This is a genomic window from Streptomyces sp. NPDC086077, from assembly GCF_040686175.1.
Lineage (GTDB): Bacteria > Actinomycetota > Actinomycetes > Streptomycetales > Streptomycetaceae > Streptomyces.
Window position 1 is genome coordinate 55,859 of the sequence record NZ_JBFBJT010000022.1, and the last position, 14,518, is coordinate 70,376.

The following is a 14,518-nucleotide window of genomic DNA, read 5'->3' on the forward strand; positions in this document are numbered from 1 at the left end:
GTGCGGCCGCCCGCCTCGTGGGCCCGGTCCGCGCAGCGCCGCAACCTGGCGGAAACGGGCGCAGCCCCTAGAACGCGGGGCGCGGCCCGCCACCGCGACCGGCTCGTCGGACCTCCTGTCGACGTCACACACGTGTGTGACGAGGTGGCGAGCACTCACACCGTTCCGTGTGTCTCGCTTGCCGATCATGCGCCCTTTGCGCGTGGCCACTTGGCGACATGGCGCAGAAGTGCCGGGGGGCTGCCTTTACACGGATGCGCACGGGTGGCTGACTGCGACCACATCCCGTTCCCCCTAGCCCACGAGGTTCCCTTGCGCATGTCTCCGCCCCGCAGACGCGGGCTGACAGCCGCCGTCGCCGCCCTGGCGGTGCTGACGACCACGGGTCCAGCCGCGTCGGCCGACCCGTCACCGATCTCCTCGTCCCCCTCCCCCGTCGCCACCGGCGTCGCCCCCGCGGCCGTACGTACCGTCACACTCGTCACCGGTGACAAGGTCACCGTGGCCGGGGAAGGCGACGCCCAGTCCGTCAGGTCGGTGACGGACCCGCACGGCAGGAGCAGTGGCGCCCATGTGATGTCGGTGGGCTCCGACACCTACGTGTATCCGGACGCCGCGGTTCCGTACATCGCGTCGGATGCATTGGACGAGCAGCTCTTCAATGTCACCGAACTGCTCAAGGACGGCTACGACGACGCGCGCAGCGACCGGTTGCCGCTCATCGTCACGTACACCGACGCCGCCGCCCGCTCCCGCAGCGCGAAGACCCCGGAGGGCGCACGCAAGACGCTGAACCTCAGCAGCATCCAGGGTGCCGCGATCTCCGCCGAGCATGCGCGAGCGGCCGACTTCTGGGCCTCACTGACGGGTACCGCCGCGAGAACGGCGTCCGGCGGACGGCTGGCCGGCGGCATCGCCAAGGTGTGGCTGGACGGCAAGGTCGAGGCCACCCTGTCCGACACCACGACGCAGATCGGCGCCCCGGAGGTCTGGGACGGCGGGCACACCGGGCAGGGCGTGGACGTCGCCGTCCTGGACACCGGGATCGACGCCTCGCACCCGGACCTCGCCGACCGCATAGCGGCGACGGAGAGCTTCGTGCCCGGCGAGGACGTCACCGACCGGCACGGTCACGGCACGCATGTCGCGTCCACCGTCGCCGGGACCGGCGCCGCCTCCGGCGGCACCGAGAAGGGTGTCGCCCCGGGCGCGTCCCTGCACATCGGCAAGGTCCTCGACGACTTCGGCAGCGGCCAGGACTCGTGGATCCTGGCCGGCATGGAATGGGCCGCCCGCGACCAGAACGCCAAGGTCGTCAGCATGAGCCTGGGCGGCGGGGCCACCGACGGCACCGATCCGCTCAGCGAGGCGGTGAACCGGCTCAGCGAGGAGACCGGGGCGCTGTTCGTCGTCGCGGCGGGCAACTCCGGCCCGGCGCCCTACACCGTGAGCGCCCCCGGTGCCGCCGACGCCGCGTTGACGGTGGGTGCGGTCCATGGTCCTGGCAAGGGCGTGGACCAGTTGGCGTCGTTCTCCAGCCGCGGCCCGCGCGTCGGCGACAACGCGGTCAAACCCGAACTGACCGGCCCCGGTGTGGACGTGCTGGCGGCGCGCTCGCGGTACGCGCCGGAGGGCGAGGGCGCGTACCAGACGATGAGCGGCACCTCCATGGCGACGCCTCACGTGGCGGGCGCCGCGGCCCTTCTGGCAGCGAAGCACCCGGACTGGACCGGGCAGCAGCTCAAGGACGCCCTCGTCAGCACCACCGCGAGCACTCAGCGCTTCAGTCCCTTCGAGGCCGGCAGCGGACGTGTCGATGTCGCCGCCGCGGTGAAGGGCACGCTGGTCGCCTCCGGGGACGCCTACGCGCAGGCCCGCTACCCGTACACCCCGGGTCAGACGGTCCGCAAGGACGTCACCTACACCAACTCCGGCGCCGAACCGGTCACGGTGGACCTGTCCCTGAGCCCGGGTCAGCGACCCGAGGGTCTGTTCTCCCTGACCGACACCCGGCTGACCGTCCCCGCGCACGGCACGGCCTCCGTCGGCGTCATCACCCACCTCGACGCGGCCGAGGACAATGCCGCCTACGCCGCCCTGCTCGTCGCCTCCGGCGCCGACGGCACGGCCCTGACCCGCACGCCGGTCGGAGTGAACAAGGAGGGGCGGCGGGTCACGCTGACGGTCACGGCGAAGGACCGGCAAGGCAAGGCCTTGCCCGGCACCCTCGTCCTGAAGGACGTGGAGCGCAACACCGCCCCCAAGGCGTATGCGATCGACGCCTCGGGCCGCATGGACCTGCGCCTGTCCCCGGGCACCTACTCGGCGTGGATGAACGCCGACGTGCCGGGGATCGACGGCACGCACACGCTGGGCTTCGCCATGTTCTCGGCCCCGCAGATCGACCTCGACGCCGATCGTGCCGTCCGCTTCGACGCCGCGAGCCTGCGCAAGGCGGCCGCCGTCACACCGCAGCCGACCGCAAACCAGTTCATGCGGGTGGACCAGTACCGCACCAACACCGGTCTGTTCCCGTTCCTGGACAGCTACATGCCCGAGTACTGGCGCTACGACAGCCTCTGGGTGACCCCGACGCCGAAGGTGACGAAGGGCTCGTACGTCTTCGCCACCCGCTGGCGTCAGATCGAGCCGCCGCTGACGTTCTCCTCCGGCTCCCGGACCTACGCCGACGTCACCGTCCAGAGCCTCTCCCCGCAACTGCCGGAGGGCACGGGCACGTACCGGGCGGTGTGGGCGGGCGACGGCTCGGCCGCCGACTTCCGCGAGGTGAAGGTGCGTGGCCAGGTGGCGGTCGTCCGCCGCAGCGACACCGTGTCCGCCCCGGACCAGGCCGCCGCGGCGGCGAGGGCCGGCGCCCGTCAGCTGCTGATCCTCAACGACGGATACGGAAAGCTCGACCCCTGGGCCGACCTGCCCGACGCGGCCCCGTTGCCGGTGGCCTCGCTCGGCACCGACGACAGCGCCCGGCTGCTGAGCCGGCTCCGCGAGCCCGGCACGGCGACCCTGAAGGTCGTCTCGCACCCGCACCCGCGCTACGTGTACGACCTGATCCGACACCACGACGGGGCGGTCCCGAAGGACCCGTCCTACCGGCCCGGACCCGGCGACCTGGCCCGCGTCGACGAGTCGTTCCGCAACACCACGCAGGGTCAGGCCGTCGCCTACCGCGAAGACGTCTCTCTCGTCTTCGACCGGCCCACCCTCGTCCAGCCGACACGGGTCGCGGCCCAGGGCACCCTCACCTCATGGGTATCGGCGGGCGACGGCGCCCGCTGGATCTCCTCCGCCGCCATGCGCGACCTCGGCGAACGGGGCGTGACACGCACCTACACGCCGCGCAGCACCACGAGCGAGACGTGGTTCTCCCCCATCCAGCGCCCACGGGTGCTCGACGACGGCATCAGCTGGCAGGCCCCCTACCGGGTCGGCGACATCATCAGCACGTCCGTCCTGCCGGCCTGGGGTGACTCCGGCGCTCACGCGGGCGTCGCGTGGGTCGAGGGCGACACGTCCAAGGTGTCGCTCCACCAGGGCGACCAGCTGCTCGGCGAGGACTTCAACGAGCGGATCGTCACCGCGGAGGAACTGTCACCCGACCCGCGGCCCTACCGGATCGTGGTGGAGGGCAAGCGGAACCTGCCGGACCGTCCGTACTCGACGCGCACCCGCACCGAGTGGGGCTTCACCTCGGCCACGACGGACCACACGGTCCTCACCCCGCTTCCTCTGGTGCAGCTCGACTACGCCGTGGCCACCGACCTGTCGGGCAGGGCGGACCGCCGGGCCGGCCTGGCGGTCACCGCCTCGCACCTGAAGGGCGCGGCCGGCGCGGGGGTGATCCGCACCGTGACCCTGGAGGTGTCGTACGACGACGGCGCCACCTGGCACGGGACGACGCTGCGGGAGTCGGGCGACGGCTGGAAGGCGCGGCTCGACGCTCCGTCGCGGGCCCGCTTCGCGAGCCTGCGGACGACCGCCCGGGACTCGGAGGGCAACAGTGTCGGCCAGACCCTGATCCGCGCCTTCGGCCTGAAGTAGCCCACGAGAGGGAGGAAGGGCGCTTGTCCCCGGCGACGACCCGGGCACAAGCGCCCTTCTCCGGGTGCCGGCGCGACGTCGAGGGCGTTGAAGTACCCGGTCGTCACGTGGCACTACACTCGCCAGGCCCGGCCGGCGAGCGGGCAAGCTCACGACGTGCGGAAGGCCGTGTCATGCCGGAGACAGCAACGGGGACGGGTACACCCGACGAGGAACGGACGCGGGTCGGGCCGGCCGCTCGGGATTCCGGCGTGACGGCGCCGGTGTTCGCCAATTTCCGTCAGTACCTCATGGGATGGGACCTCATGGGACGGGACGGCGAGATGCGGGACGGAACGGGCGCCGAGTCGTTCCGCAGCGGGCTGGCCACCCCACAGTTCAACGGCGTGGTGCGCGTGCGGTCCTCGGCCGCGGTCGGGCCGGCGGTGGCGACCGTACGGGCCGGCCTGGCGGGCCTGCCCTGGTGGTGGTGGGTGGGGCCCGACAGCCCCGAGGACACGGCCGACGCTCTGACACGGTGCGGAGGCCAGGAGTTCGCCGCCCTTCCGGTGATGGTGCGGCCCCTCGACCGGCCGGCCGGCGCGGGCGAGGCCGGCCTGAGCGAGGCACCCGCCGGCCTGCGGGTCGAGACTGTCCAGGACGGGGACCGGCTGGCGGATCTCGTCCGGGCGTACCGGACGTCGATGGGCATCGCGCCCGGCCTGGAGGCCGACATGGTGCGCATCGAGTCCCGACGCGGGGACAACGCGGACATCGTCCGGCTGGCAGCGGTGCTCGACGGCCGGGTGGTCGGGTCCACGGTGGTGATCGCGGCGCACCAGACGGCGGGGATCTTCCTCGTGCACGTGACCGAGGCGTGTCGCCGGCGCGGCATCGGCGCGGCGCTGACCGCCGCGGCGCTCCGGGTGGGACGGGAACGCGGGATGCGGTCCGCGGCGCTGGTGGCGAGCCCCGCGGGCGAGCTGCTGTACCGGCGCTTCGGCTTCACCACGGTGTCCGAGTACCGCCTCTTCACCTTCCCCGCCTGAGCCGACGCCAGTGCGGATACCGGACTCTCCGTGTCACGGATACGGAGGCTGTCCGGTCCTACTGGGTACGGGTCGACTCCAGGCCACCAGGCCTGGTGACCGTCGACCTCCGGGCTCCCGTTCGGAGCCGGTCAACCCCATTGCCAGGAGAAGACGTTCATGAGCACCCCTATCGTCGCGATCGCCTACCACTCCGGCTACGGCCACACCACCGTCCTCGCCGAGGCCGTGCGCCAAGGCGCCGTGGAGGCCGGAGCCGTAGCCCATGTGATCAAGGTCGACGAGATCACCGACGAGCAGTGGGAGCTGCTCGACGCGTCGGACGCGATCGTCTTCGGTTCGCCGACCTACATGGGCACGGCTTCCGGTGCCTTCCACCAGTTCGCCGAGACCACATCCAAGCGCTGGGCCGTCCACTCGTGGAAGGACAAGCTTGCCGCCGGCTTCAGCAACTCCGGCGCCAAGAGCGGCGACAAGCTGCACACCCTCCAGTACTTCAGCATCCTGGCCGCCCAGCACGGCATGACCTGGGTCAACCTCGGCCTGCACCCCGGCTGGAACAGCACCACCGCCTCCGAGGACGATCTGAACCGCCTTGGCTTCTACCTGGGCGCGGGCGCCCAGACCCACACCGACCACGGCCCCGAGGAAGTCCACAAGGCGGACATAGCCACCGCCGAGCACCTCGGCCGCCGCATCGCCGAACAGGCCCGCATCTACGCCGCCGGACGCGCCGCCGTCAGCGCCTGAACGAATCCCGGCGGCACCGGGCGCTCCGGCGGCACCGGCGTGGGCGGCGGCGCCTTCCTGGCCCGCGGCGCCGGAGCCGCGTGGCGATCAGCGCGAGGGCAGCGAGTACCGCCGCCGCGGCGGCCGCTCGTTTGGCCACGGGTAGCCCGGCCGTGCGCAACAGGTCGAGCGGCTCGGGCTCGGGCTGGACGAGTGGTGCCGCCTCGTCCGGCCGGGCCTGTTCCCGCCCTGCGGCCGGGGCAGGTTCGGCCAGCCGGTCGGCCAGGCACGCCGCGAACTGTCCGACCAGCCGGTCGCCCACCTCCGCCAGCACCCCGCGGCCGAACTGCGCAGGGCGCCCCGTCACCGTCAGATCGGTCCGCACCGACACGGCCGTGCCGTCGTCGCGTGCGCTCAGTACGCCGGTGAGTGTCGCCCTGGCCGTGCCCTGGCCGCGGGTCTCCCTGCCGCTCGCGACGAGCACCATCCGGTGCGTCGGCTCATCCTGCTCCTCGAAGACGGCGGTGCCGCGGTACGTCACGGTGATGGGGCCGACCTTGACCTTCACCGAGCCGGTCACGGTCGTGCCGTCGTACTCCTCCACCGTCGCGCCGGGCAGACACGGCGCCACTCGTTCGATGTCGAGGAGCGCCCGCCAGGCCTCGTCGACCGGGACGGGGACGGTGAACTCGTGCTGCAGTTCCATGACTTGCTCCTCGGCTCGGAGGGCGGCGGGGTGGATGGGCGCGGTCGGGACGGTCCGGCCGGGATGAGGACGAACTCGGTCTGCGTGAGGCGCTTACGCATGCTGCGCTCCCTTCGCGGCTGCCGTGCCGTCCGACGCACCGCGGACCACCGCCGCGAGGTGTTGCAGTGCCGCGAGGCTGTGTCCCTCGACGAAGGCGTCGACGCTGGGCAGGGCCGCGGCCATCCCGGCCGCCAGGGGGGCGTAACCGGGGCGGGCCTTGCGCGGGTTCGCCCAGACCACCTGATGGGCCAGCGCGTGCAGGCGGCGCATCTGCGCACCGAGCAGTTCCGGATCACCGCGCTCCCAGCCGTCCGACAGGAGTACGACGACCGCTCCGCGCGCCATGCCCCGCTGCCCCCAGCGGTTGAGGAACTCGCGCAGCATCTCGCCCAGCCGGGTGCCGCCGCGCCAGTCCGGCACGGCCTCGGCAAGGGACCCCATCGCCAGGTCCGGGTCGCGGTGCGACAGTTCGCGGGTCGTCCGCGTCAGGCGGGTACCGATGGTGAACACCTCGGTACGGCCACCGCGCACCGCCGCGTGGGCGAACCGCAGCAGGGCATCGGCGTACGGCGCCATCGAGCCGCTCACATCGACGAGCAGCACGACTCGGCGGGGCCGCTCCACGCGTGCGTTCCGTTGCAGCAGGGCCGGTTCACCGCCGCGTCGCAGCCACTGCCGTACCGTGCGGCGCGGGTCGATGTCGCCGCGCCGTTCGGGCCGCCGCCGGGCCGAGCGCCGCGTCTGCCCGTGCAGCGCGAGAGCGGCGAGCAGGCGCCGCAGCTGGGCGCGTTCGGCCGCGTTCAGTTCGGCGATGTCGCGACGCCGCAGCACCTCGGCGGAGCTGGCGAGCGTCGCCGTGGGCGGGCCGGAGGGCTTGTCGTCCCGCGTGCTGCGCGGTGCGGTGGTCGTCTGCCGCGCGGCGAGTCGCGGCCGGGGCGGGAGGGCGGTTCGTGCCGAGCGGCGGCCGTAGGCGGCGCGTGCGTCGAAGTACGCGGCGAAGACACGGTCGTACCGCTCCAGGTCGTCGTGCCCGCCGCACAGCGTCGCCCGGCCCGCCCAGTACACGTCCGCCCTCATCCCGGGCCGCAGCACGTCCACGGCACGCAGGAACGCGTACAGCCTTTCGGTACCGGCATCGAGCCCGGCCGCCCTCAGCGCCCGTACGAAACCCAGCAGTACGGCATCCGCCCCGGGCGACGATGTCCCCGCGCCACCCGTCTCCGCGCTCATCGACGTCACACTCCCCGGGCCGCCAGAGCGGCCGCGAGATCGAGGTTGCGGGCCCGGTCCGTGTCCTCCCGGTACTTCAGGACCGATCCCAGGGTGGTCACGGCGAGTTCCGCGTCCACCTCGTCCGCTCCCAGTGCGGCCAGGGCCTGGGCCCAGTCGATCGTCTCGGCCACCCCGGGAGGTTTGATGAGATCCGCGCCCCGCAGCGCCTGCACGAGCGTGGTGACCTGTTCGGCCAGCCGCGCCGACACGTCGGGGAGCCGGCTCCGCACGATGGCCAGTTCGCGGTCGAAGGAAGGGTGCTCGAACCAGTGGTAGAGGCACCGCCGCTTCAGCGCGTCGTGCACCTCCCGGGTCCGGTTCGAGGTGAGGACGACGACCGGCGGTTCCTCCGCCCTCAGGGTGCCCAGTTCCGGGACGGTGACCGAGTACTCGGACAGCAGTTCCAGCAGGAACGCCTCGAACTCGTCGTCGGCCCGGTCGATCTCGTCGACCAGCAGCACCGAGGGGTGCGTCTGCAGAGCGTGCAGCAGCGGCCGGGCGATGAGGAAACGCCGGTCGTACAGCTCGCTCTCGAGGCGGTCGGCATCGGTGACGCCCGACGCCTCAGCGACCCGCAGGTGCAGCAGCTGGCGTGGGAAGTCCCAGTCGTACAGGGCCTGGGAGGCGTCGATGCCCTCATGGCACTGGAGGCGGATGAGCGGCGCGTTCAGCGCCTTGGCGAGGGCGGTCGCGAGCGCCGTCTTGCCGACGCCCGCGTCACCTTCGCAGAACAGCGGCCGGCGCATCTTCAGGGCCAGGAAACACGTGACGGCCAGCCCTTCGTCGACGAGGTACCCGGTCTCCTCCAGGCGGGCCCGCACCTTCTCCGGGTCGTCCATGCCGGTGATCGGTGCTCACTCCCAACCTGTGGCGGTCAGCACCGCCCGGCGGGTCAGCACCCGCGCGAGGTGCCGCCGGTACTCGGGCCCGGCCGCCAGGTCCTGCGAGGGCCGGGTGCCCTCGGCCGCTGCCTCGGCCGCCCTGGCGACGGCTTCGGGGCCGTCGGCCCCGGTCAGCGTCTCCTCGGCGGTCGTGGCCCGCAGCGGGGTCGAGCCCATGTTGGCCAGACCGATGCGCGCCTGGGTGATGTGCCCGTCCTCGCACCGCACCAGCGCCGCGACACCGACGACGGGCCAGGACTGGGCGACCGGATGGAACTTCTCGTAGTGGAAGCTCCAGCCGTCCGTCTTCGGCATCCGCACCTCCACCAGGAGTTCGTCGGGTTCCAGTGCCGTCTGGAGGTAGTCGACGAAGAAGTCCCGGGCCGCCACCGTGCGCCGACCGCGAGGGCCTGCCACGACCAGGTCGGCGTCCAGGGCCAGGGCCACGGCGGGCAGGTCCGCGGCCGGGTCGGCGTGCGCCAGGGAGCCGCCGAAGGTGCCCCGGTGCCGCACGGCCGGATCGGCCACCGTGGCCGTCGCCTGGGCCAGCAGACCGGCGTGGCGGCGTACCAGCGGGTCGTGGAGCACCTCGTGGTGGGTGGTCATGGCGCCGATGACGAGCGTGTCGCCGTCCTCCCGGACGCCGCGCAGCTCCGGGATCCGTCCGACGTCCACGACGAGTTCGGGGAAGGCCAGCCGCATCCGCAGCAGCGGCAGCAGGCTCTGCCCGCCGGCCAGCACCTTGCCGTCCTCGCCGGCGCCGGTGAGCGTGCGCACGGCCTCGTCCACGCTGCCGGGACGGGCGTAGTCGAACACAGGAGGGATCATCGCGGACCCTCCTCACCCGACGGGCCGGACGGACCGATGTCGCCGGACCCACCCATGTCGCCGTACTGACCGATGTCGCCGGACCGGGCCGCCTGCCCGGACTGGCCGGACTGCGCGGGGCCCGTCGCCGCGGGCTCGGCCGCGCCGGCGTCGCCGGACCGCGCCGCCTGGATGGCCTGCCACACGCGGTGCGGCGAACAGGGCATCCGTACGTCCGGCACACCCAGTGGCCGCAACGCGTCGACCACGGCGTTCACGACGGCGGGCGTCGACGCGATCGTCCCGGCCTCGCCGACGCCCTTGACGCCCATGGAGTTGTCCACGGCCGGGGTCCGGGTCCGGTCGGTGATGAAGTCCGGCAGGTCCGCCGCCGAGGGAACGAGGTAGTCCGCCATGGTGCCGGAGACGAGGTTGCCCTCGTCGTCGTAGACGGCTTCCTCGAACAGGGCCTGCGCGATGCCCTGGGCGAGCCCGCCGTGCACCTGGCCTTCGACGATCATCGGGTTGACGACCGTGCCGACGTCGTCGACGCAGACGTAGCTGCGAATCTGCGTCCTGCCGGTCTCCGTGTCGACCTCGACCGCGCACAGGTGGGTGCCGTGCGGGAAGGAGAAGTTCTCCGGATCGACCACCGTCTCGGCGTTGATGGACGGCTCGACACCGTCCGGCAGATCGTGCGAGGTGAACGCCTCGAAGGCGATCTCCTGGATGCTCTTGCGCGCTTCCGGGGAGCCCTTGACGGAGAACACGCCGCCGTTGAACTCCAGGTCCTGCTCGCTCGCCTCCAGCAGGTGCGCCGCGACCTTGCGCGCCTTCTCGACCACCTTGACCGCGGCCCGGTGCACGGCCTCGCCTCCGACGGCCAGCGACCGGGAGCCGTAGGTGTCCATGCCCTGGGGCGCCGTCTTGGTGTCGCCGTGCAGCACCTCGATGTCCTCGAAGGGCACACCCAGCACGTCCGCCGCGATCTGACTCCAGCAGGTCTCGTGGCCCTGCCCGTGCGGGCTCGTGCCGGTGACGACCTCGACCTTGCCGGTGGGCAGCATGCGAATGCTCGCCGCCTCCCAGCCGCCGGCGGCGTACCTGAGGTCACGCAGCACCCGGCTCGGCGCGAGACCGCACATCTCCGTGAACGTCGACACGCCGATGCCGAGGCGTACGGTGTCGCCGCGTGCGTTGCGCGCGCGCTGCTCGGCGCGCAGGTCGTCGTAGCGGAAGAGGGCGAGCGCCTTCTCGGTCGCCGCCTCGTAGTCGCCGCTGTCGTAGGTGAGTCCGGCGATCGTGGTGTAGGGGAACTCCTCGTGCCGGATCCAGTTCCGGCGCCGCACCTCGATCGGGTCCAGGCCGAGTTCGACGGCCAGCTCGTCCATGATCCGTTCGATGGCGTACGTGGCCTCGGGGCGGCCGGCGCCGCGGTAGGCGTCGGTCGGGGTGCGAGTGGTGAAGACGCCCGTGCAGGTGAAGTCGTAGGCGTCCATCTTGTAGATCCCCGGGTACATGAAGGCGCCGAGGATCGGGATGCCCGGGGTGACGAGCATCAGGTAGGCGCCCATGTCGGCCAGCAGGTCCACCTTCAGGCCGAGCAGTTTCCCCTCGCGGGTGGCGGCGATCTCGATGTCCTGGATCATGCCGCGGCCGTGGTGGGTGGCGAGGTAGCCCTCGGAGCGGGACTCGGTCCACTTCACCGGGCGTCCGAGCCGGCGTGCCACCGCGAGGGCGAGCGCCTCCTCGCCGTACACCTGGAGTTTGGAACCGAAGCCGCCGCCCACGTCCGGGGCGACGACCCGCAGCTTGTGCTCGGGGACGCCGGTGACGGTCGCCAGCATGATCCGCAGGATGTGCGGGACCTGGGTCGCCGAATAGACGGTGTACTCGCCGGAGGCGGCCAGCGGCGTGACGACCACAGCGCGGGGTTCCATCGCGTTGGGGATCAGCCGCTGCTGGTGGTAGCGGCGCTTGAGGGACACCTCGGCGCGCTCCCGCACCGCGTCGAAGCTCTCTCCGGTGGCGAGCGGCCAGGTGTAGCAACGGTTGGTGCCCTTGTCCGCGTGCACCAGGGGGGTGCCTTCCGCGAGCGCGTCCTCCAGGTCCAGTACCGGGGGCAGCGGCTCGTAGTCGACCTCGACGGCCTCCAGCGCGTCGGCGGCCGCGTACCGGTCGCGGGCGACGACGACCGCCACCGGGTCCCCGGCGTGGCGGACCTCGTCGACAGCGATGGGCGGATGGTCGGGAAGCACGATGTCCTCGGTCACCGGCCAGGCACAGGGCAGTGAGCCCAGGCCGTCGGCGAGGTCGGCACCGCTGAAGACGGCCACCACACCGGGCCGTTCGAGGGCGGGGGCGACGTCGACGCGGGTGATGCGGGCGTGGGCCATGGGGCTGCGCAGGACGGCCAGGTGCAGCATGCCCGCCACCTGGATGTTGTCGGTCCAGTTGGTCTGGCCGGTGATCAGCCGGGCGTCCTCCTTGCGCAGGCGGGAGCGACCGACCTCGCGCTGTTCGTGTTCCACGGCCTGATCGGTCATGCCGGGGCCTCCTTGGTGAGCTGCCCTCCGGAGGTGCCCTGCGCTGCGGAGGTGGCCTCAGGCCCCGAGAGGGTCTGTTGTCCGGAAGCGGCCTCCTGTCCGGCCGCGGCGAGCACCGCGCGGACGATGTTCTGGTAGCCGGTGCAGCGGCACAGATTGCCCTCCAGTGCCTGCCGTACGTCGCTCGGGGTGGGGAGCGGGTTATCGCGCAGCAGGTCCCGCGCCGCCATGATCATCCCGGGCGTGCAGTAGCCGCACTGCAGTCCGTGGTGCTCGTGGAAGGCCTGCTGCAGCGCCGTCCACTCGCCGTCCTTCGCCAGCCCCTGGATCGTGGTCACCTCGCCGCCGTCCGCCTGCACGGCCAGCACCGAGCAGCTCTTCACGGTTGCTCCGTCCAGGTCGACGGTGCAGGTGCCGCAGTTCGAGGTGTCGCAGCCGATCGGGGTGCCGGTGAGGCCGAGGCGGTCGCGCAGGTAGTGGGCGAGGAGGAGACGGGGCTCCACGTCATCCTCGTAGGTCGTGCCGTCCACGTGCACCTTGATATGGGTCATGCGCCCTCCAGGCCGTGCGGGCAGGGTGAGGGAATCAGCCACGCTGGCGCGATGTAGCTCACTGTAAGACCGGCCGACGGAGGCGGCGAGCGCTGCGACGCGGTCTGTCGGGCCTTTGGTCCGGCGCCCCTGGGGATGTGCGACCGCTGTACGCGGCTCGCGCCCGGTCGCGGGAAGCGTCACGCTCAGTGCACGGGCTGGGGGTGGGGCGTCCTCGATGACGCAGCCGCCCGCGGCACGGGCCGCGATCCGGCGGCCGCCCGCTTACCGCGTCACCGCCCACCTCATGGATCCACAGGACCCGGCGGCTCCCCCCTCGGCGACCCCGCTCCGGAACCCGCCGCACTCGGCGAGCTGCGCGACCGTCCTGCGGCACACGCCTGGGCCCGGCGGCACCCGCTGCGGCTACGTCCGGCCCAGGCCGCCGGCCGAGCTCGCGCGTCGCGTATGTCTCGTCCGAAGGCGGACGCCCGCCGGTCTCGGCGCTCACCGTCCCCCAGCTGACGGCGAGCGTGGCCGGGCTGCGGCACCACTTCCCGCGTGGCGCGGCGCGGCGCCACCAGCCCGGTAATGGCTCTGCCGCCGCACGACCCGGCGAACGCCGGCCGGGCTGCGCACGCCGACGCGGTGTGTGTCGGCGTACGCGGCCAAGGGGGCGGGGGCGGGGCGCCTCCCTCGGGCCCGAGGAATCCCGACCGCTACTTCGGGTCGCGGTCGAACAGTGACTTGGACCAGGCGTAGCCGAGCACGGCCAGTCCCGCGCACCAGAGCACCGTCAGCCATCCGTTGTCGCCGATCTCGCTGCCGAGGAGGAGGCCGCGCAGGGTCTCGATGGCCGGCGTGAACGGCTGGCACTCGGCGACCGGCTGGAACCAGCCCGGCATCGCGTCGACCGGTACGAACGCGCTGGACAGGAGCGGCAGGATCATCAGCGGCAAGGCGTTGTTGCTGGCGGCTTCGGCGTTGGGACTGGACAGGCCCATACCTACCGCGATCCAGGTGAGTGCCAGGGAGACGAGCGTCAGCAGTCCGAGGGCCAGGATCCATTCCAGGGCGGTGGCGTCGTGCGACCGGAATCCGATGGCCACGGCGACGGCCCCGACGAGGACCACGCTCATCACGCACTGCAGCACACTGCCGACGACATGCCCGATGAGCACCGCCCCTCGATGGATCGCCATTGTCCTGAAGCGGGCGATGATGCCCTCGGTCATGTCCGTGGAGACGGACACCGCGCTGCCGATCGTGGTGCCACCGATGGTCAGCAGCAGGATGCCCGGCACGAGATACGCGAGGTACTCGGACCGATCCGCGCCGCCACCCTCGATGCCGGCGCTCATCACGTCGCCGAAGATGTAGACGAAGAGCAGGAGCAGCATGACCGGGGTGAGCAGCAGGTTCAGGGTGAGGGACGGATAGCGGCGCGCGTGCAGGAGGTTGCGGCGCAGCATGGTGGACGAGTCGCGCACGGCGAGGGCAAGGGAGCTCATCGGGCTTCCTCCTTGGGCTTGTCGGGCCGGCTCGGCACGTTGCCGCCGCCGGTGAGGGCGAAGAAGACGTCGTCGAGGTCGGGGGTGTGCACGGTCAGCTCGTCGGCCTCTACGCCGGCGGCGTCCAGCCAGTCGAGCAGTGAGCGGAGCTCGCGCTGGCTGCCGTCGCTGGGGATCTGCAGGGTGAGGGACTCGTCGTCCCGGGTGACCTCGCGCAGCGCGGAAGCGGCTGACCGGTAGGCGGCCGGGTCGGTGAAGCGGAGCCGGACGTGTCCGCCGGGAATGAGCCTCTTCAGCTCCTCGGCGCTCCCTTCGGCCGCGATCTTCCCGTCGTGGAGGACGGCGATGCGGTCGGCGAGTTCGTCGGCCTCCTGGAGGTACTGGGTGGTGAGGAAGACGGTGACGCC

General features: G+C 72.2%; 11 protein-coding genes. 3 read left to right on the forward strand and 8 right to left on the reverse strand.

Annotated elements, in window-relative coordinates:
* Positions 1 to 318 precede the first annotated feature (318 nt).
* The 3 genes from AB0O67_RS09565 (at position 319) to AB0O67_RS09575 (ending at position 5,837) form a co-directional block, all read left to right on the forward strand.
* Positions 319 to 4,059 (forward strand): S8 family serine peptidase, encoded by a 3,741-nt coding sequence (locus AB0O67_RS09565; RefSeq protein ID WP_365447958.1) that lies wholly within the window; start codon positions 319 to 321, stop codon positions 4,057 to 4,059.
* A gap of 251 nt (positions 4,060 to 4,310) precedes the next feature.
* Positions 4,311 to 5,087 (forward strand): GNAT family N-acetyltransferase, encoded by a 777-nt coding sequence (locus AB0O67_RS09570; RefSeq protein ID WP_365447960.1) that lies wholly within the window; start codon positions 4,311 to 4,313, stop codon positions 5,085 to 5,087.
* Positions 5,088 to 5,246: 159 nt separating this feature from the next.
* Positions 5,247 to 5,837 (forward strand): flavodoxin family protein, encoded by a 591-nt coding sequence (locus tag AB0O67_RS09575; protein ID WP_365447962.1) that lies wholly within the window; start codon positions 5,247 to 5,249, stop codon positions 5,835 to 5,837.
* Here the strand turns inward: AB0O67_RS09575 and AB0O67_RS09580 are convergent.
* From AB0O67_RS09580 to AB0O67_RS09615, 8 genes are all read right to left on the reverse strand, one after another.
* Positions 5,827 to 6,522 carry an SRPBCC family protein gene (locus AB0O67_RS09580; protein ID WP_365447964.1) on the reverse strand — a complete coding sequence of 232 codons (696 nt, stop codon included), beginning with the start codon at positions 6,520 to 6,522 and terminating at the stop codon, positions 5,827 to 5,829. The two genes, AB0O67_RS09575 and AB0O67_RS09580, sit on opposite strands and share 11 nt — an antisense overlap.
* A 93-nt stretch (positions 6,523 to 6,615) precedes the next feature.
* The gene (locus AB0O67_RS09585) at positions 6,616 to 7,794 is read right to left on the reverse strand and encodes a VWA domain-containing protein (protein ID WP_365447966.1); all 1,179 of its coding nucleotides are present in this window, start codon (positions 7,792 to 7,794) and stop codon (positions 6,616 to 6,618) included.
* Between the two features lie 5 nt (positions 7,795 to 7,799).
* Positions 7,800 to 8,675, reverse strand: coding sequence for a MoxR family ATPase (locus AB0O67_RS09590; protein WP_365447968.1), 876 nt, complete (start codon positions 8,673 to 8,675; stop codon positions 7,800 to 7,802).
* A 15-nt stretch (positions 8,676 to 8,690) separates the two neighbouring features.
* Positions 8,691 to 9,545, reverse strand: coding sequence for a xanthine dehydrogenase family protein subunit M (locus AB0O67_RS09595; RefSeq protein ID WP_365447970.1), 855 nt, complete (start codon positions 9,543 to 9,545; stop codon positions 8,691 to 8,693).
* Positions 9,542 to 12,070, reverse strand: a complete 2,529-nt coding sequence (locus tag AB0O67_RS09600; protein WP_365447972.1) for a molybdopterin cofactor-binding domain-containing protein — start codon at positions 12,068 to 12,070, stop codon at positions 9,542 to 9,544. The genes AB0O67_RS09595 and AB0O67_RS09600 overlap by 4 nt, the downstream gene beginning before the upstream one ends.
* Positions 12,067 to 12,621, reverse strand: coding sequence for a (2Fe-2S)-binding protein (locus AB0O67_RS09605; protein WP_365447974.1), 555 nt, complete (start codon positions 12,619 to 12,621; stop codon positions 12,067 to 12,069). The genes AB0O67_RS09600 and AB0O67_RS09605 overlap by 4 nt, the downstream gene beginning before the upstream one ends.
* A 698-nt stretch (positions 12,622 to 13,319) precedes the next feature.
* Positions 13,320 to 14,111: an ABC transporter permease gene (locus tag AB0O67_RS09610; protein ID WP_365447976.1), complete on the reverse strand. Its 792-nt coding sequence runs from the start codon at positions 14,109 to 14,111 to the stop codon at positions 13,320 to 13,322.
* The coding region (locus AB0O67_RS09615; protein ID WP_365447978.1) for a DUF4162 domain-containing protein at positions 14,108 to 14,518 on the reverse strand (411 nt) is incomplete at its 5' end. The genes AB0O67_RS09615 and AB0O67_RS09610, both read right to left, overlap by 4 nt.